The organism is Streptomyces sp. NPDC059900, assembly GCF_050270335.1.
In the GTDB taxonomy this organism is placed as follows: domain Bacteria; phylum Actinomycetota; class Actinomycetes; order Streptomycetales; family Streptomycetaceae; genus Streptomyces.
In genome coordinates this window covers 1-16,930 of the sequence record NZ_JBNNJZ010000035.1, presented here as the reverse complement: position 1 = coordinate 16,930, position 16,930 = coordinate 1, and the positions used below count along the sequence as shown (strand labels likewise).

Here is a 16,930-nt window from a genome sequence, read left to right as displayed (position 1 = left end):
TGCCCGGGGTGCTGCCGCGGTCCCGCCGCCCTGACCAGGCAGCGATGAAGGAGCCATGCGTGCTCGACCAAGGCGCACCCCCGCAGAACCGACCGAGTCCTTCGGGGGCCAGGGGGCTCGGCGGTCGCTTGATGCGGCGCAAGCCGGTGGAACTCCTGGTCGCGGAGGGCGGCCAGGGTGAGGGCGGCTCGCTGCGGCGCTCCCTCGGCATGTGGCAGCTGACCATGATCAGCATCGGCGCCACGCTGGGCACCGGCATCTTCGTGGTCCTCGGCGAGAGCGTCCCCAAGGCCGGGCCCGCCGTGACCCTGTCCTTCGTGCTCGCCGGGCTCACCGCCCTGTTCTCCGCGCTCTCGTACGCCGAGCTTGCGGGCTCCATTCCGGTCGCCGGGTCCTCCTATTCGTACGCGTACGCAACGATGGGCGAACTCATCGCCTGGGTCTGCGGCTGGTGCCTGGTCCTGGAGTACGGCGTCTCGGTCGCGGCCGTCGCCGTCGGCTGGGGCGAATACCTCAACGAACTGCTCAACGGCACCATCGGCGTCACCATCCCCGACGTGCTCTCGTCGGCACCCGGCGAGGGCGGCGTGATCAACCTGCCGGGCCTGATCGTGGTGCTGCTGGCCATGGTGTTCCTGCTGGGCGGCGCCAAGGAGTCGGCGCGGGCCAACACGATCATGGTCATCGTGAAGATCGCCGCACTCGTGCTCTTCTGCACCATCGGCTTCATGGGCTTCAAGTCCGGCAACTACTCCGACTTCATGCCGCTCGGCACGGCCGGTGTCAGCGCCGCCGCGGCCAGCCTCTTCTTCTCGTACATCGGCTTCGACGCCGCTTCCACCGCCGGTGAGGAGGCGAAGAACCCGCAGCGCGACCTGCCCCGCGCGATCATGCTCTCGCTGATCATCGTCACCGCGCTCTACGTCCTGGTCGCGGCCGTCGCCGTCGGCGCCTGGAACTGGGCGGACTTCGAGGGCTCCGAGGCCACGCTCGCCGCGATCATGAACGACGTCAGCGGCCAGAGCTTCTGGGGCACGCTGCTCGCCGCGGGCGCGGTCATCTCCATCGCCTCCGTCGTCCTGACCGTCCTCTACGGCCAGACCCGCGTCCTGTTCGCCATGTCCCGCGACGGCCTGGTCCCCAAGGTGTTCGGCAAGGTCAGCAAGAAAACGGGCACGCCCCGCGTGAACACGGTCATCGTGTCGCTGTTCTGCGCCGTGCTCGCCTCCGTCATCCCGCTCGGCAAGCTCGTCGACGCCACCAGCATCGGCACGCTCTTCGCCTTCGGCCTGGTCAACATCGCGGTGATCGTGCTGCGCAAGACCCGCCCGGACATGCCGCGCACCTTCCGGGTGCCCCTTGGCTGGCTCTTCCCGGTGCTCGGCTTCGGCTTCTGCGCCTACAACATGTTCAGCCTCGACTCCATCACCTGGATCGTCTTCGGTGTCTGGATGGCCGCCGGCCTCGTGTTCTACTTCCTGTACGGCATGAGCCGCTCCCGATTGGCCTCCGCAGAGAAGTGATCCACCCCCAGTGCGACTGAACGATCTCGACGAACGCATCGTGCACGCCCTCGCCGAGGACGCCCGCCGTTCCTACGCCGACATCGGCCAGCTGGTGGGACTCTCCGCGCCCGCCGTGAAACGGCGCGTGGACCGCCTCCGGGAGACCGGGGCGATCACGGGCTTCACCGTGCGGGTCGACCCGGCCGCGCTCGGCTGGGAGACCGAGGGGTTCATCGAGATCTACTGCCGTCGCAACACCTCGCCCGAGGCCATCCGCCGTGGCCTCGAGCGGTATCCGGAGATCGCGTCCGCCTCCACCGTCACCGGGGAGGCGGACGCCGTCGTCCAGGTCTTCGCCGCCGACATGCGGCACTTCGAGCGGGTCCTGGAGCGGATCGCCGGGGAGCACTTCGTGGAGCGCACGAAGTCCGTGCTCGTGCTCTCGCCCCTGATGCGGCGCTTCTCCTCGGGTTCCCCCGCGTAGCCGCCCACCCGACCCCCGTACGGGTGGGCCCTGCCGGGTCAGCCGGTCGGGTACGCGGGGTGCCAGGGCGTGACGCGGAAGTTGCCCGTGCCCTTCCTGGTCTTCTCGAAGGGGGCCGCGCTCGTGCACTTGGGGAGCTTCCTGGTGCCGTCGGGGCCGCCCACCGACGCCCAGCTGTAGCCCACGCGGTCCTGCTTGCCCTGGTCGTGGACCGTGAAGCCGACGCGGCCGCCCTTGATGTCCTTCAGGTTCGTGGCGGTGATGATGCCGGTGGCCGTGGCGACCTTGCCGCCGGTCATCAGGCAGTCGATGCGGCCCTTCGCCCAGCCGCCCTTGCCGCCGGGCTTGTCGAGGTGGACGAAGCGGAAGGTGCCCGTCGCCTTGTCCGGGCGCATGTTGTGCCGCTTCGCCAGACGGGCGTCGAAGGTGAATGTCACGTCCTCGGTGGTCTTGCGGTACAGCTTCGCCGTGCCGGTGAGCGCGGCGGCCTCGCGCTTCCCGGCGTGCGGGTCGCTTCCGGCCGCGGTCCGGCCGGCGCCGGAGCCCTCCGCCGTGTCCGAAGCGACGGCCGCTCCCGCGGCTGCGGCGCAGATCAGCAGGGCGGTGCCGACGGCGATCACGCGGCTGCGGGGGCCGGTCAGGCGGCGGTCAGCGATCCGGGTATGTGTGGTGCGGCTCACGGGGAGCCTCCGTCCGAAGTGCCGTTCACCCGGTCCTTCCGGGCGAGATCACGGTCTCGCGGCAGGGGCTTGCGGCACGTCCGGCCACGGGCGGCAATCCGCCTCCGCCGCGCGGCGGGGAACACCCCCGGGCCCACTGCACCCACCGGTGGACACCACTACGACCCCGGTCCCACCCGGCCGCACAACGAATCGCCGCGAAGAGCCCCGCACGCGCAACGGATCGCGCGGCAGCCCGCAACGCTCGCGCCTTGTCCGGGCAAGGCCGCCGACCGTACCGTCTAACCGTCCCCACCAGCCCTTGTGCCCCTTCGCATGCCCCGAGGTCCCGCCATGCCCCCGCTGCGCACCGCCCTGCTCCAGAGCTCGGGCACCCCCGGCTCCATCGCCGCCAATCTGAAGGCGCTCGACGAGGCCGCCGCCCGTGCCGCCGAGGCGGGCGCGGACCTCCTGGCCGCCCCGGAGCTCTACCTCACCGGGTACGCCATCGGCGACGACGTGCCGCGCCTGGCCGAGACCGCCGACGGGGCTTCGGCCGCCGCGATCGCCGACAGCGCCGTACGCCACGGCGTCGCGATCGCCTACGGCTACCCCGAGCGGGACGGCGAGCAGGTCTTCAACTCCGTCCAGCTGATCGGCCCCGACGGCGCCCGCCTGGCGAACTACCGCAAGACCCACCTCTTCGGCTGCTTCGAGCGCGACTCCTTCACGCCCGGTGAACAGTCCGTCGTCCAGGCGGAGCTGGGCGGCATGCGGGTCGGCCTGATGATCTGCTACGACGTGGAGTTCCCGGAGAACGTCCGCGCGCACGCCCTCGCGGGCACCGACCTGCTGCTGGTGCCCACGGCCCAGATGCACCCCTTCCAGTTCGTCGCCGAGTCCGTCGTACCGGTGCGGGCCTTCGAGAACCAGATGTACGTCGCCTACGTCAACCGGGTCGGCCAGGAAGGGGAGTTCGAGTTCGTCGGGCTCTCCACGCTGGCGGGACCCGACGGAGTCGCGCGCACCCGCGCCGGACGGGGCGAGCAGCTGGTGTTCGCCGACGCGGACCCCGTCTTCCTCGCCGCGTCGCGCCAGGCCAACCCCTATCTGAGCGACCGCCGCCCCGGTCTGTACGCGTCCCTGGTCTGACCCCCCGAGCTTCCCGTTCTTTCTGTTCTGCCGTTCCCGCAAGGAGTCCGTACCCCATGACGTCCACGGTGCCCACCGCCGTCCAGCACACCGACGCGCAGCCGCCGATCACCATGTTCGGTCCGGACTTCCCGTACGCGTACGACGATTTCCTCGCGCACCCGGCGGGCCTGGGCCAGATACCCGCGACCGAGCACGGCACGGAGGTCGCGGTCATCGGCGGCGGCCTCTCCGGCATCGTGGCGGCGTACGAACTGATGAAGATGGGCCTCAAGCCCGTCGTCTACGAGGCCGACCAGATCGGCGGCCGGCTGCGCACCGTCGGCTTCGACGGCTGCGACCCCTCGCTCACCGCCGAGATGGGCGCCATGCGCTTCCCGCCGTCCTCGACGGCGCTCCAGCACTACATCGACCTGGTCGGACTCAAGACCCAGGCGTTCCCCAACCCCCTCGCGGAGTCGACCCCCTCGACGGTCGTCGACCTCAAGGGCGAGTCCCACTACGCCACCTCCGTCGACGACCTGCCGCAGGTCTACCGCGACGTGATGAACGCGTGGAACTCCTGCCTGGAGGAGGGCGCCGACTTCTCCGACATGAACCGCGCCCTGCGCGAGCGCGACGTACCGAAGATCCGCGAGATCTGGTCCAAGCTCGTCGAGAAGCTCGACAACCAGACCTTCTACGGCTTCCTCTGCGACTCCGAGGCCTTCAAGTCCTTCCGGCACCGCGAGATCTTCGGCCAGGTCGGCTTCGGCACGGGCGGCTGGGACACCGACTTCCCGAACTCCATCCTGGAGATCCTGCGCGTCGTCTACACCGAGGCCGACGACCACCACCGCGGCATCGTCGGCGGCAGCCAGCAGCTGCCGCTGCGGATGTGGGACCGCGAGCCGCAGAAGATCGTGCACTGGGCGCCCGGCACCTCGCTGAGCTCGCTGCACGAGGGCGGTCTGCCCAAGCCCGCCGTGACCCGGCTCGACCGCACCGCGGGCAACCGCGTCACCGTCACCGACTCCTCGGGCGACATCCGCACCTACCAGGCGGCGATCTTCACCGCCCAGTCGTGGATGCTGCTCTCGAAGATCGCGTGCGACGACACGCTCTTCCCCATCGACCACTGGACGGCGATGGAGCGGACCCACTACATGGAGTCCTCCAAGCTGTTCGTGCCGGTCGACCGGCCGTTCTGGCTGGACAAGGACGAGGAGACCGGGCGTGACGTCATGTCGATGACGCTCACCGACCGGATGACGCGCGGCACCTACCTGCTCGACGACGGCCCGGACAAGCCCGCCGTCATCTGCCTCTCCTACACCTGGTGCGACGACAGCCTGAAGTGGCTCCCGCTGTCGGCTAACGAGCGCATGGAGGTCATGCTCAAGTCGCTCGGCGAGATCTATCCCAAGGTCGACATCCGCAAGCACATCATCGGCAACCCGGTGACCGTGTCCTGGGAGAACGAGCCCTACTTCATGGGCGCCTTCAAGGCGAACCTGCCGGGCCACTACCGCTACCAGCGGCGCCTTTTCACGCACTTCATGCAGGAGTCGTTGCCCGAGGACAAGCGGGGGATCTTCCTCGCCGGGGACGACATCTCCTGGACGGCGGGCTGGGCCGAGGGTGCGGTGCAGACCGCGCTGAACGCGGTGTGGGGCGTGATGCACCACTTCGGGGGTGCGACGGACGCGACCAACCCCGGTCCGGGCGATGTGTACGACGAGATCGCTCCCGTCGAGCTGCCCGAGGACTGAGAACGCCGCAAACGTCAGAGCCCCGCGCCCCTTCAGGGCCCGCCCCTCCGGGCGGGCCCTCGCTCATACCCCCGCCGCCCTCGCCTCCGCGTATACCTCCGCCGCCAAGTCCTTCAGTTCCTCCGCGTCCCGCGTGCTGCCCGCCAGCTCGATGAGGATCTCCTGGACCGCGCCCGTCGAGGCGTGGGCCTCCAGGTCCTCGACGATCTGGGCGACGTTGCCCCGGAAGGGCGCCCGCTTCTCGCCCTCGTACGCGGCCGGCGTGTAACGGGCGTTGACCCGCAGGACGCTCTGGACCGGCTGTGTGCGGCCCCGCTCGGCGGCCAGTTCCTTCAGCGTCTGCGCCTGCTCGGCCAGCTGCCCGGCGCCGGTGCCGATCGGCATCCAGCCGTCGGCGCGGTCGACCAGCCTGCGCAGGGCGCGCGGGCTGTTGGCGGGCAGCAGGATCGGGATGGGCCCGGCGGGCTTGGGGCCGACCACCGAAGGCGCGATCGTGGTCAGCTCCCCTTCGTACGCCACCGGGTCCGGGCCCCACACCGCCCGGCAGACGTCGATCATCTCGTCCAGGACCTTGCCGCGCTTCTCGAAGGGGGCCACCCCCGAGGCCGCGTACTCGTCGTGGGACCAGCCCGTGCCGAGGCCCGCGACGACACGGCCGCCGCTCGCCGCGTCCAGCGTGGCCAGGGTGCGCGCCAGCTGGAAGGGCACGTGCAGCGGGGCGACCAGGACGCTGGTGCCCAGGCGGGCCCGCTCGGTGGCGGCCGCGGCCAGGGTCAGCGTGACCAGCGGATCGGCCACCGAGCGGTACGTGTCGGGCCAGGGCAGGCCCTCGATGCCGTACAGACCCTGCGTCGCGGGCTCGGGGAACAGGATGCGTTCATAGACCCACAGGCTTTCGTACCCGATCTCCTCGGCCGCGCGGGCCACCGCCGGGACGTCACGTCCGATGCTGTACTGCCGGCCCTGCGGGAGGCTGAGCCCGAGTCGTGTGGCCATGCTGGTGCTCCTTCGCATCCGGGGTCACTGCTTTCAACGTACAGCTATTGCGGGGGAGTTCACCGGTGGCGGGCGCGGGGCAATCGGATCAGTCCGGCAGGGGAGTGAGCAGCATCCGGCCCACGAGGCCGACCGCCCCGTCCAGGCGATCGCGGAACTGCTCGGCCACGACGGGCAGTTCACGCAGGGCCCGCATCGCGAGAGCCGTCGCCCACGCGCCGTCCCTGGCCCGCTCCAGACTCCACGAGCCGAGCAGATGGGTGAGCGGGTCGGCGATCTGGAAGAGGTCGGGTCCCGGCATCAGATCCTCGCGGATGCGCTCCTCCAGGGAGACGAGGATGTCGCCCACGCGGTCGAACTCGTCCGCCAGATCCGCCGGTTCGCAGCCGAGCGTACGACAGGTGTCCACGACGGCCAGCGGAAGATCGTGCCCGATGTGCGCGTTGATGCCCGCGAGCGCGAACTGAAGGGGACGTACGCCGGGGTGGCGCCGGAGCTCGAACAGCGGCCGCCAGCAGGCGGGCGCCCTGCGGTCGGCGGCCGCCGCGTCGACCGCCGTCAGATAGCGCTCGGCGAACAGGACGTCCAGCGTGATCGCGGCCCCGCGATCCGGGAAACTGCCGTTCTCCACGTGCCGGGCGACCTCTTCGGTGACCGACAGATAGACCCGGTTGAAGACCCCGACCCCGTCGCCAGAGGGGAAGCCGTCCCCCAGGGCGCGCATCCGCGTCGCCACGCCGTCCACCCCGTGTGCCGGTCCTGCGAACCCGGCGAACCGCTCCAACTGCGCCATGACGGCAGGGTCCCAGTCCTAGGCTGGCCCGAGTGCCGCCGCACCGGCCGCTTCCCCAGAACGAGGGAACGGCGGCCGTATGTGCCCCCGGGGAGGGGATCCGGCATGCACGCCGTGTCAGGGGGACGCGGGGGAGGGGGAGGAACAGACGTGCCAGGCAACCGCGCGCGGCATCGCGCCGAACGACGGTCCGCACGGAGACGTGCCGCCCTGCGCGGAGTCATGGTCACTACGGCCTCGGCCGTGGCCGCCGTCGGCGTCGTCGCCGGAATGCTCTCCGCCCTTGACGAGGGCGGCGGCAAGGACCAGGCCCGCCCCGAGGTGACGAAGTCGCCGACGTTCGCACCGCTGCCCGCGGTGCCGACGCCGTCCGCTTCGGTCTCCTCGGGGGCCTCGGCGAAGCCGTCGCCCGCGAAGACCTCCGCCGCGCCGGAACCGGAGCCGACGCCGAAGCCTTCGACGCGGCGCCCGGAGAAGCAGAGCACCGCCGCCCCCGCGGCCGACTCCCTCTACCGGCACGGCGATTCCCAGGTCCTCGACTGGGTCAGGGCCCACCGCGGCGACCCCCGGCGGCCGCTCATCGAGTCACGGATCGCCGCCCGGCCCGCGGCCGTGTGGTTCGCGGACTACGCGCCGGGGACCATCACCTCGCGGGTGCGCGCCGTGTCGTCGGCCGCCGGGAACCGGGTGCCCGTCGTGGTGCCGTACGCGATCCCGGAGCGCGACTGCGGGGGCGCGTCCGACGGCGGGGCGCCGGACCTGGCGGCGTACGACGCGTGGATCGAGAAGTTCGCCGCGGGCCTCGGCTCGGGCGAGGTCATCGTCATCCTCGAACCGGACGCCGTCGCGCAGTCCGAATGCCTCTCGGCCAAGCAGCGCACGGCCCGCAACGCCTCGCTCGCCCGCGCCGGCCGCACCCTGAAGGCAGCCAATCCCGAGGCCAGGGTCTACTACGACGCCGGGCACTCCGGCTGGAACTCCCCGGCCGAGCAGGCCGGACGGCTGCGCGCGGCGGGCGCCGCGTCCCCCGCGTCGTCCGACGGGGTCTTCACGAACGTCTCGAACTTCCGCCGCACCGCCGACGAGGCCGCCTACGCCCGCAGGGTCCTGTCCGCGCTCGGCGGCCCGGCAAGCCTCGGCGCCGTCATCGACACCAGCCGCAACAAGAACGGCGCCCCGGCGGACGGCGAGTGGTGCGACCCCGCGGGCCGGGGGCTCGGACGCAACCCGACGCTGCGCACCGGCGAGGCCCGTATCGACGCCTACCTGTGGATCAAGCTGCCGGGCGAGTCCGACGGCTGCCGGGGCGAGCCGGGGACGTTCTCGCCCGGCTACGCCTACGACCTGGCGCGCGGCTGAGAGCCGCCGGCGCCCGGATCGGGGGTCTCGCCGCCGTCAGCGGCCTCGTCACCCTTGTCGTACGTGGACGTGCCCGAATCGAGCAGCGGCTCCTGCGACTTGAGGTGCGGCGGGGCGAACGCGCGGAGCACGTGGTAGCCGGTGATCACGACAATCGTGCCGAGCGCGATGCCGCTCAGCTCGAAGTTGTCGGTGATCTTCAGCGAGACACCGCCGACGCCGATGATGATGCCCGCGGCTGCCGGGACCAGGTTCAGCGGATTGCGCAGGTCAACGCCCGCGTTGATCCAGATCTGGGCGCCGAGCAGGCCGATCATGCCGTAGAGGATGACGGTGATGCCGCCGAGCACACCGCCGGGGATGGCCGCCACGACCGCGCCGAACTTGGGGCAGAGGCCGAAGAGCAGGGCGAAGCAGGCGGCGGCCCAGTACGCGGCCGTGGAGTAGACGCGGGTCGCGGCCATCACGCCGATGTTCTCGGAGTACGTGGTGTTGGGCGGGCCGCCGACCGCGGTGGAGAGCATGGACGCGGCGCCGTCGGCGGAGATCGCCGTGCCGAGCTTGTCGTCCAGGTTGTCGCCGGTCATCTCGCCGACCGCCTTGACGTGCCCGGCGTTCTCGGCGACGAGGGCGATGACCACGGGCAGCGCGACGAGGATCGCCGACCACTCGAAGCTCGGCGCGTGGAAGGAGGGCAGGCCGATCCAGTCGGCGTTGCCGACGGCGGAGAGGTCCAGACGCCAGTGGTCGACGACCTTGCCGGAGCCGTCCGCCGAGTGGATCTTGCCGAAGGTCAGGTCGAGGACCCAGGACAGGGCGTACCCGAAGATCAGCCCCAGGAAGATCGCCACGCGCGACCAGAATCCGCGCAGGCAGACCACGGCCAAACCGGTGAACAGCATCACCAGGAGCGCCGTCCACTGGTCCTGCGGCCAGTACGTCGACGCGGTGACCGGCGCAAGGTTGAAACCGATCAGCATGACGACGGCACCGGTGACGATCGGCGGCATCGCGGCATGGATGATCCGCGCCCCGAACTTCTGGACGGCGAGACCCACCAGGAACAGCGCGGCGCCGACCACGAAGACCGCGCCCGTCACCGTCGCGGAGGAGCCGCCCTGCGCGCGGATGACCGCGGCCACGCCCACGAAGGAGAGCGAACAGCCCAGGTAGCTGGGCACCCGGCCGCGGGTGGCGAGCAGGAAGATGACGGTCGCCACGCCCGACATCATGATCGCGAGGTTCGGGTCGAGGCCCATCAGGACGGGCGCCACGAAGGAGGCGCCGAACATGGCGACCACGTGCTGGGCGCCGAGCCCGAAGGTCCGCGGCCACGAGAGCCGCTCGTCGGGTCGGACAACGGCTCCCGGCGCGGGGGTGCGCCCGTCGCCGTGCAGTCTCCAGCGCACGCCGAGATCCATGGTTCTTTTCCGCTTTCTGTGCGCCTGGCCGCGGGCCCGACCCGTGTCCGGGAACCGCCCTGGAAAAATGACCTGAAAGATCAGCGCAATGTTAGTGCGGCATAAGTTCGGCTACCCGTCGGGGCGGATGCGGCGCCGGATGCGGATACGGAGGCGGTGGCGGCGGCGGGCTCAGGAGCGCGGGCCGGGCGCCGCCGAGCCCGCGGCATCCGCGGAAGCCGCCGCGCCGGTCTCGCGGCCCTCCGTGCGCAGGACACCCGCGAACACCGCGAGCCCGCAGGCAAGCACCGTCACCAGGCCGAAGGAGACCACCAGGCTCGTCGCGTCGGCGAGGGTGCCGATCGCGGACGGAGCGATCAGGCCCGACGTGTACGTGATGGTGGCGACGCCCGCGATGGCCTGGCTGGGATTGGGGCCGCTGCGCCCGGCCGCGGCGAACGCCAGCGGCACCACGACCGCGATGCCGAGCCCGAGCATCGCGAACCCGCACATGGCGATCACCGGATGCGGCGCCACCACCACGAGCAGTCCGCCGAGCGCCGCGACGACGCCGCCCACGCGCACCGTACGGACCGACCCGAAGCGGTCGACCACCGCGTCCCCCGCGAGCCGCGCGATCGCCATGGTGAGCGTGAAGCCGGTGGTGCACGCGGCGGCGACACCGGCGGAGGAGTCGAGGACGTCCCGCAGATAGACCGCGGACCAGTCCAGGCTGGCGCCCTCGGCGAAGACCGCGCAGAAGCCGACCGCGCCGATGAGCAGCGCCGACTTCGGCGGCAGCGAGAAGCGCGGCGGCGCCACTTCCTCGGGCGCCGCCTGCAGATCGAGTACGCCCTGGCAGGCGACGAGGCCGATCGCGGTGAGCGCCACGGCGGCGAGCGCGTGATGGAAGCGGGCGTCCGAGCCCAGGTGGGCGGCGACCGTGCCGGCCGCGGAGCCGATCTGGGCGCCGACGCTCCACATGCCGTGCAGCCCCGACATGATCGACTTATTCATGCGGGTCTCGACCTCGACGCCGAGGGCGTTCATCGCCACGTCCGACATGCCCGCCGTCGCGCCGTACACGAACAGGGCCGCGCAGAGCGTGAGCAGATTCGGGGCGAGCGAGGGCAGGATCAGGGCCATCGTCCACAGGGCGAGCAGGCCGCGCAGCGCCGTGCGGGCGCCGAAGCGGTGGCTGACCCAGCCCGCGAGCGGCATCGCCACGGAGGCGCCGATCGCGGGGAAGGCGAGGGCAAGGCCGAGGAGTCCCGCGCTGAGCCCGGCGTGGTCCTGGATCCAGGGCACCCGGGTCGCGAAGGAGCCGGTGACGGCTCCGTGTACGCAGAAGACAGCGGCGACGGCATACCGCGCCCGCTTCAACTGCCCTGCGTCGTAGACCACTTCACTCATCGACTCTCCGCCCCTCCCGAGTACTGCCCCACTACGGCGACGTAAACTATCAGGAACCCTGCCTGATAGTTAGCAGGTTTATGGAAGGATCCCGGCATGCCCGCATCACCGAGCACCGCCCGGGCCATCAACGACCGGCTCGCCCTGGGGCTTTTGCAGCGCGAAGGACCGCTGACGGCCAACCAGTTGAAGCAACTGACCGGTCTGTCCCGGCCCTCGGTCGCCGACCTGGTGGAGCGCCTCCAGGGCTCCGGCCTCATCGCGGTCGTGGGGGAGGCGGGTGCCCGTCGCCGGGGACCCAACGCCCGCCTGTACGGGATCGTCGCCGACCGGGCGCACCTCGCCGCGCTCGACGTACGCACCGACGGTGTCTCCGTGGTCGTCACCGACCTGCTCGGCGCGGTGCTCGCCGAGGCCTCCGCGCCCGTCGGCGGCGACACCGGCACCGCCGTCGAGCAGGCCGTCGCCCTCGTCGAGCGCACCGCGCGGGACGGCGGCGTCCAGCGGCTGCACACCGTGGCGATCGGCGCCCCCGGCCTGATCGACCCCGCCACCGGCGAACTGCGCGGCACTTCCGGGCTCCCCGCCTGGCACCGCCGGCTCACCGGCGCCCTCCAGGAGCGGCTTCCGGCGCGCGTGCTCGTGGAGAACGAGACCAATCTCGCCGCCCGCGCCGAACAGCGCGAAGGCGCCGCCCACGACCGCGACACCTTCGTGCTCCTGTGGCTCGGCGAGGGCGTCGGCGCCGCCGTCGTCCTCGACGGAACCCTGCGCCGCGGGGCATCGGGCGGCACCGGGGAGATCGGCTTCCTGCCGGTGCCCGGCACGGACCAAATGCCCTCCGCCACCCGGTGCGACGGCGGCTTCCACTCGCTGGCCTGCGCCGCGGCGCTGCGCGACCTCGGCGCCGAGTACGGGATCCTCAAGCCGGACGCGAGCGCCGCCGACGTGCTGCGCCACGCCGCCGAGGCCGGGCACGAGGCCTACCTCGACGCGGCGGCCGACCGGATCGCGGTCGGCGCCGCGGCCATGGCGGCGATCCTCGACCCCGGCTGCGTCGTGCTCGGCGGCGAGACCGGCCGCGCGGGCGGCGACGCGCTCGCCGCCAGGGTGGCGGACCGCCTCGCCGCCATGTCCCCGCTGCGCACCGAGGTGCGTGCGAGCACGCTCGGCGGCTCGGCGGTGCTGCGCGGCGCGCTCTTCGCCGCACGGGACGCGGCGCAGGACGAGCTTTTCGGGCCACGCCCCTGACCGGGCGGCTGTGAGCCAGGCCACAGGGACTCTCCCGTATGGGCGCCGATCAGGCGTGGCACACTGGCTTCGTACCAAAAGCAGCGCACTCCGGGGTCGGTGTAATTCCGAACCGGCGGTTACAGTCCGCGACCCGGCCGCCTCCAGCGGTCGGTTGACCAGGTGAAATTCCTGGACCGACGGTGAAAGTCCGGATGGGAGGCAGTGCGCGGCGGGCGGGCATTCGTGCACGTCGCCGAGTGGCTTGTTTTTGGGATTCCCGGATTCCGGGTTTCCCGGGAGAGGTCTCGTTTCCGGCGACGCTCCCGGTGTCGCAGTCCGTACATTCTGTCGTCATCGACAGGCCCCGGAGTCCGTGCCCGAAGAGGCAGGAGGACCCGGTGGCCACCGCAGCCGCAGCGAACGACCATGAGCGCACCGCCATGCGTCGCGCCATCACGCTCGCCGCCCTCGGACTCGGCTCCACCAGCCCCAACCCGGTCGTCGGATGCGTGATCGTCGACGCCTCCGGAGAGACCGTCGGCGAGGGCTACCACCAGCGCGCGGGCGGCCCGCACGCCGAGGTGCACGCCCTGCGCGCGGCCGGCGAGAAGGCCCGCGGCGCCACCGCCCTGGTCACCCTCGAACCCTGCAACCACACCGGACGCACCGGCCCTTGCGCGCAGGCGCTCATCGACGCCGGGATCGCCCGCGTCGTCTACGCGGTCGGCGACCCCAACCCCGCCGCGACCGGCGGCGCGCAGCGACTGCGCACCGCCGGAGTCGACGTGGAGTCCGGCCTCCTCGAGGCAGAGGCGGCGGCGGGCAACGCCGCCTGGCTGACCTCCGTGCGGCTCGGCCGCCCGCACGTCACCTGGAAGTACGCCGCCTCGCTCGACGGCCGGATCGCCGCGGCCGACGGCAGCAGCCGCTGGATCACCGGTCCCGGGGCCCGCGCCGACGTCCACCGGCTGCGCGCCGAGAGCGACGCCGTCGTCGTCGGCTCCGGCACCCAGCGCGCCGACGACCCGCACCTCGCCGTGCGGGGCATCGAAGGCGCCGTCCAGCCGCTGCGCGTCGTCGTCGACACGAACGGCACCGCGGTGGCGCCCGGCGCCCGCGTCCTGGACGACGCGGCGCCCACGCTCGTCGCGACCGCGGAGAACGTGACCGCCCAGAACGTGACCGCCGAGAACGTGACCACCGGCGGCGACGCCGAAACGGTCCGGCTCCCGCGCGCACAGGGCGGGCTGGACATCCCGGCCCTCCTCGGCGAACTCCACGCCCGCGGCGTGCGTTCCGTACTCCTCGAAGGCGGACCGACGCTCGCCGGAGCCTTCGTCGCCGCGGGCGCCGTCGACCGCGTCATCGCCTACCTCGCCCCCGTCCTGCTCGGCGCGGGCCCCGCCGCCCTGACCGGCGGCGGAATCACGACCATCACCGAAGCGTTGCGGCTCGACGTGAGCGAGACCGTCCGTATCGGCCCCGACCTGCGCGTCACCGCGACCCTCGTAGCGAAGGAGCACTGAAGTGTTCACCGGAATCGTCGAAGAGCTGGGCGAGATCACCGCCGTCGAGAACCTGGACGACGCATCCCGCTTCCGCGTCCGTGGCCCCGTCGTCACCGACGGCGCGAAGCACGGCGACTCCATCGCGGTCAACGGCGTCTGTCTGACGGTCGTGGAGCACGAGGGCGATGAGTTCACCGCCGACGTGATGGCCGAGACCCTGAACCGCTCCAGCCTCGGCGCGCTCGCGGCGGGCTCGCGGGTCAACCTGGAGCGGCCCACCGCCGTCGGTGACCGCCTGGGCGGCCACATCGTGCAGGGACACGTGGACGGAACCGGCGAGATCGTCGACCGCAAGCCCTCCGAGAACTGGGAGATCGTCAAGATCTCGCTCCCCGCGGACCTCTCCCGCTACGTGGTGGAGAAGGGCTCCGTCACCGTCGACGGCGTCAGCCTCACGGTGGTCGACGCCGGGCCCGACTACTTCACCATCAGCCTCATCCCCACCACCCTCGCCCTGACCACGCTCGGCATCAAGCAGCCCGGCGACCCGGTCAACCTCGAGGTGGACATCATCGCGAAGTACGTCGAGCGGATGCTCGGCGACCGCGTCACCGCCGCTGCGACCGCTGCTCCCGCTCAGGAGGCCACGAAGTGAACTGGCTCAACTCCGAAGCTTTCACGGCCTTCGGGCAGCACGTGATCTGGTCCGACATGGTGGGCAACACCGTCGGCCTGATCGCCCTCGCCCTCGGCTGGCGGCGCTCCATATGGACCTGGCCCGCCCAGTTCCTCTCGGGCGTCATCCTCGTCGGCGCCTACGCGTCCGCCCACCTCTCCGGCGGCGTCGGCAAGCAGCTCCTGGTCATCGGCGTCGCCCTGTGGGGCTGGCGGCTGTGGACCAACGGCAAGCAGCAGGCGCAGGACGGCTCGATCGCCGTCCGGTTCGCCACCTGGAAGGAGCGCGGGATGCTGCTCGGCGGCACGGCGCTTGGCACCCTCGCCGTCGGCGCCCTGTTCTCCGCCGTCCCCGACCTGTCCTGGAACCCCTGGCCCGACGCGTACATCTTCGTCGGCACGCTCGCCGCGATGGTCGCCCAGGCCCGCGGTCTGGTCGAGTTCTGGTTCGCCTGGCTCCTGGTCGACGTGGTCGGCGTGCCGCTCGCGTTCAGCAGCGGCCTCGCCTTCTCCGGTCTCGTGTACGTCATCTACCTCGCGCTCGTCCTGTGGGGCATGCGCGACTGGTGGCTGCGGTCGCGCACCGCGTCCTCGGGGTCCTCGCAGGCCTCGCAGCCCGTCATGGAAGGAGCCCCGGCATGAGTGCGGCACCTGTCTGGTACAGCACCGGGCACGAGGAAGACGCCTCGGACCTGGCCCTCGACCCCGTCGAGGCGGCCATCCGCGACATCGCCGCCGGGCGGCCCGTCGTGGTCGTCGACGACGAGGACCGCGAGAACGAGGGCGACCTCGTCATCGCCGCAGAGAAGGCCACGCCCGAGATCATCGCCTTCATGATGAGCGAGTGCCGCGGCCTGATCTGCGCGCCCATGGAGGGCGACGAGCTGGAGCGGCTCCAGCTTCCGCAGATGGTCGAGCACAACACCGAGTCGATGCGGACGGCCTTCACGGTCTCCGTCGACGCGAGCGGCGCGCACGGCGTCACCACCGGAATCTCGGCCGCCGACCGCGCCACCACGCTCCGGATGCTCGCGTCGGGCACGTACGAGGCCGGCGATTTCGTGCGGCCGGGCCACATCTTCCCGCTGCGCGCCAAGTCCGGCGGCGTCCTGGTGCGCAACGGCCACACCGAGGCCGCCGTCGACCTGGCCCGGCTCGCCGGCCTGCGCCCGGCCGGGGCCATCGTCGAGATCGCGGGCGAGGACGGCACGATGCTCCGCCTGCCGGAGCTGATCCCCTTCGCCCGCAAGCACGGCCTGACGATCATCTCCATCGAGGACCTGATCGCCTACCGCAGCAGCTCCGAGCCGACCGTCCGCCGCGAGGCCGAGGTCCGCCTGCCCACCGCCTTCGGCGAGTTCACGGCGTACGGCTACCGCTCCACCGTCGACGGCGTCGAGCACGTCGCCCTCGTGCACGGCGAGATCGGCGAGGGCGCCGACGTCCTGGTGCGCATCCACTCCGAGTGCCTGACCGGCGACGTCTTCCACTCCCTGCGCTGCGACTGCGGCCCGCAGCTCGAAGCGTCCATGCAGCGCATCACGGACGAGGGCCGCGGCATCGTGGTCTACCTCCGCGGCCACGAGGGCCGCGGCATCGGCCTGCTCTCCAAGCTGCGCGCCTACGAACTCCAGGAGCGCGGCAGCGACACCCTGGACGCCAACCTGGAGCTCGGCCTGCCCGCCGACGCCAGGGACTACGGCGCGGGCGCGCGCATCCTGGACGACCTCGGCGTCCGCAGCGTGCGCCTGATGACGAACAACCCCGACAAGACCGACGCGGTGGTCCGGCACGGCATCGAGGTCACCGGACGCGAGCCCATGCCGGTCAAGGCGGGCGAGCACAACCTCCGGTACCTGCGCACCAAGCGGGACCGGATGGGTCACGACCTGCCCTGGCTGGACGCCCCCGAGGTGTCCGCCTGCGGCAACCAGTAAGCGACGTACAAGAACTTTCGAGCAACCAGGAGAAGCGCGTGAGCGGCAAGGGTGCACCCGAACTG

15 protein-coding genes and 1 riboswitch are annotated in these 16,930 nt (G+C 71.7%); of the genes, 10 read left to right on the top strand and 5 right to left on the bottom strand.

What is annotated here, in order from left to right; genetic code table 11:
- The first annotated feature begins 59 nt into the window (after positions 1-59).
- Positions 60-1,523, top strand: coding sequence for an amino acid permease (locus tag ACQKIP_RS08295; RefSeq protein WP_365864218.1), 1,464 nt, complete (start codon positions 60-62; stop codon positions 1,521-1,523).
- Positions 1,524-1,533: 10 nt separating this feature from the next.
- The gene (locus tag ACQKIP_RS08290; protein WP_190084898.1) at positions 1,534-1,989 is read left to right on the top strand and encodes an Lrp/AsnC family transcriptional regulator; all 456 of its coding nucleotides are present in this window, start codon (positions 1,534-1,536) and stop codon (positions 1,987-1,989) included.
- Positions 1,990-2,027: 38 nt separating this feature from the next.
- Here ACQKIP_RS08290 and ACQKIP_RS08285 read toward each other — a convergent pair whose 3' ends face one another.
- On the bottom strand, positions 2,028-2,669 hold the full coding sequence (locus ACQKIP_RS08285) for a Repetin (RefSeq protein WP_365864216.1): 642 nt from the start codon (positions 2,667-2,669) through the stop codon (positions 2,028-2,030).
- Positions 2,670-3,011: 342 nt separating this feature from the next.
- Here ACQKIP_RS08285 and ACQKIP_RS08280 point away from each other — a divergent pair, with 342 nt between their 5' ends.
- Complete coding sequence (locus ACQKIP_RS08280; protein ID WP_365864265.1) at positions 3,012-3,800, top strand: carbon-nitrogen hydrolase family protein; 789 nt, start codon at positions 3,012-3,014, stop codon at positions 3,798-3,800.
- A 56-nt stretch (positions 3,801-3,856) separates the two neighbouring features.
- On the top strand, positions 3,857-5,551 hold the full coding sequence (locus ACQKIP_RS08275) for a flavin monoamine oxidase family protein (protein ID WP_365864214.1): 1,695 nt from the start codon (positions 3,857-3,859) through the stop codon (positions 5,549-5,551).
- Between the two features lie 63 nt (positions 5,552-5,614).
- On the opposite strand, the gene ACQKIP_RS08270 is transcribed toward ACQKIP_RS08275, so the two are convergent.
- Both ACQKIP_RS08270 and ACQKIP_RS08265 read right to left on the bottom strand, forming a co-directional pair.
- Positions 5,615-6,547 carry an LLM class F420-dependent oxidoreductase gene (locus tag ACQKIP_RS08270; RefSeq protein WP_365864212.1) on the bottom strand — a complete coding sequence of 311 codons (933 nt, stop codon included), beginning with the start codon at positions 6,545-6,547 and terminating at the stop codon, positions 5,615-5,617.
- 88 nt (positions 6,548-6,635) lie between these two features.
- A complete protein-coding gene (locus ACQKIP_RS08265) occupies positions 6,636-7,340 on the bottom strand; it encodes a DUF5995 family protein (protein ID WP_365864210.1) in 705 nt (234 codons plus the stop codon).
- A 222-nt stretch (positions 7,341-7,562) separates the two neighbouring features.
- Between ACQKIP_RS08265 and ACQKIP_RS08260 the strand changes: the two genes are divergently transcribed.
- Entirely contained in the window at positions 7,563-8,699 is a 1,137-nt protein-coding gene (locus tag ACQKIP_RS08260) for a glycoside hydrolase family 6 protein (protein ID WP_365864208.1), read from the top strand.
- Here the strand turns inward: ACQKIP_RS08260 and ACQKIP_RS08255 are convergent.
- Together ACQKIP_RS08255 and ACQKIP_RS08250 are read right to left on the bottom strand one after the other, a co-directional pair.
- Positions 8,678-10,120 (bottom strand): uracil-xanthine permease family protein, encoded by a 1,443-nt coding sequence (locus ACQKIP_RS08255; protein ID WP_365864206.1) that lies wholly within the window; start codon positions 10,118-10,120, stop codon positions 8,678-8,680. The two genes, ACQKIP_RS08260 and ACQKIP_RS08255, sit on opposite strands and share 22 nt — an antisense overlap.
- 171 nt (positions 10,121-10,291) lie before the next feature.
- On the bottom strand, positions 10,292-11,512 hold the full coding sequence (locus tag ACQKIP_RS08250) for an MFS transporter (RefSeq protein WP_427742552.1): 1,221 nt from the start codon (positions 11,510-11,512) through the stop codon (positions 10,292-10,294).
- Between the two features lie 96 nt (positions 11,513-11,608).
- Between ACQKIP_RS08250 and ACQKIP_RS08245 the strand changes: the two genes are divergently transcribed.
- The 5 genes from ACQKIP_RS08245 (at position 11,609) to ACQKIP_RS08225 (ending at position 16,865) form a co-directional block, all read left to right on the top strand.
- Positions 11,609-12,763, top strand: a complete 1,155-nt coding sequence (locus tag ACQKIP_RS08245) for an ROK family transcriptional regulator (RefSeq protein ID WP_365864203.1) — start codon at positions 11,609-11,611, stop codon at positions 12,761-12,763.
- Positions 12,764-12,844: 81 nt separating this feature from the next.
- Positions 12,845-12,975: riboswitch (FMN riboswitch) on the top strand.
- Positions 12,976-13,185: 210 nt separating this feature from the next.
- Complete coding sequence (gene ribD, locus ACQKIP_RS08240) at positions 13,186-14,271, top strand: bifunctional diaminohydroxyphosphoribosylaminopyrimidine deaminase/5-amino-6-(5-phosphoribosylamino)uracil reductase RibD (RefSeq protein WP_365864264.1); 1,086 nt, start codon at positions 13,186-13,188, stop codon at positions 14,269-14,271.
- A 1-nt stretch (position 14,272) separates the two neighbouring features.
- The gene (locus ACQKIP_RS08235) at positions 14,273-14,908 is read left to right on the top strand and encodes a riboflavin synthase (RefSeq protein ID WP_365864201.1); all 636 of its coding nucleotides are present in this window, start codon (positions 14,273-14,275) and stop codon (positions 14,906-14,908) included.
- A gap of 56 nt (positions 14,909-14,964) precedes the next feature.
- On the top strand, positions 14,965-15,570 hold the full coding sequence (locus tag ACQKIP_RS08230) for a nicotinamide mononucleotide transporter family protein (protein ID WP_365864262.1): 606 nt from the start codon (positions 14,965-14,967) through the stop codon (positions 15,568-15,570).
- Positions 15,567-16,865, top strand: a complete 1,299-nt coding sequence (locus ACQKIP_RS08225) for a bifunctional 3,4-dihydroxy-2-butanone-4-phosphate synthase/GTP cyclohydrolase II (RefSeq protein WP_365864199.1) — start codon at positions 15,567-15,569, stop codon at positions 16,863-16,865. The genes ACQKIP_RS08230 and ACQKIP_RS08225 overlap by 4 nt, the downstream gene beginning before the upstream one ends.
- Positions 16,866-16,930: the final 65 nt, after the last annotated feature.

Excerpts from the sequence above, each read along its gene's own strand:
- ACQKIP_RS08275 (WP_365864214.1), top strand. The coding sequence starts at position 3,857 with ATGACGTCCACGGTGCCCACCGCCGTCCAGCACACCGACGCGCAGCCG.
- ACQKIP_RS08270 (WP_365864212.1), bottom strand. The coding sequence starts at position 6,547 with ATGGCCACACGACTCGGGCTCAGCCTCCCGCAGGGCCGGCAGTACAGC.
- ACQKIP_RS08265 (WP_365864210.1), bottom strand. The coding sequence starts at position 7,340 with ATGGCGCAGTTGGAGCGGTTCGCCGGGTTCGCAGGACCGGCACACGGG.
- ACQKIP_RS08260 (WP_365864208.1), top strand. The coding sequence starts at position 7,563 with ATGGTCACTACGGCCTCGGCCGTGGCCGCCGTCGGCGTCGTCGCCGGA.
- ACQKIP_RS08255 (WP_365864206.1), bottom strand. The coding sequence starts at position 10,120 with ATGGATCTCGGCGTGCGCTGGAGACTGCACGGCGACGGGCGCACCCCC.
- ACQKIP_RS08250 (WP_427742552.1), bottom strand. The coding sequence starts at position 11,512 with ATGAGTGAAGTGGTCTACGACGCAGGGCAGTTGAAGCGGGCGCGGTAT.
- ACQKIP_RS08245 (WP_365864203.1), top strand. The coding sequence starts at position 11,609 with ATGCCCGCATCACCGAGCACCGCCCGGGCCATCAACGACCGGCTCGCC.
- ribD (WP_365864264.1), top strand. The coding sequence starts at position 13,186 with ATGCGTCGCGCCATCACGCTCGCCGCCCTCGGACTCGGCTCCACCAGC.
- ACQKIP_RS08230 (WP_365864262.1), top strand. The coding sequence starts at position 14,965 with ATGGTGGGCAACACCGTCGGCCTGATCGCCCTCGCCCTCGGCTGGCGG.
- ACQKIP_RS08225 (WP_365864199.1), top strand. The coding sequence starts at position 15,567 with ATGAGTGCGGCACCTGTCTGGTACAGCACCGGGCACGAGGAAGACGCC.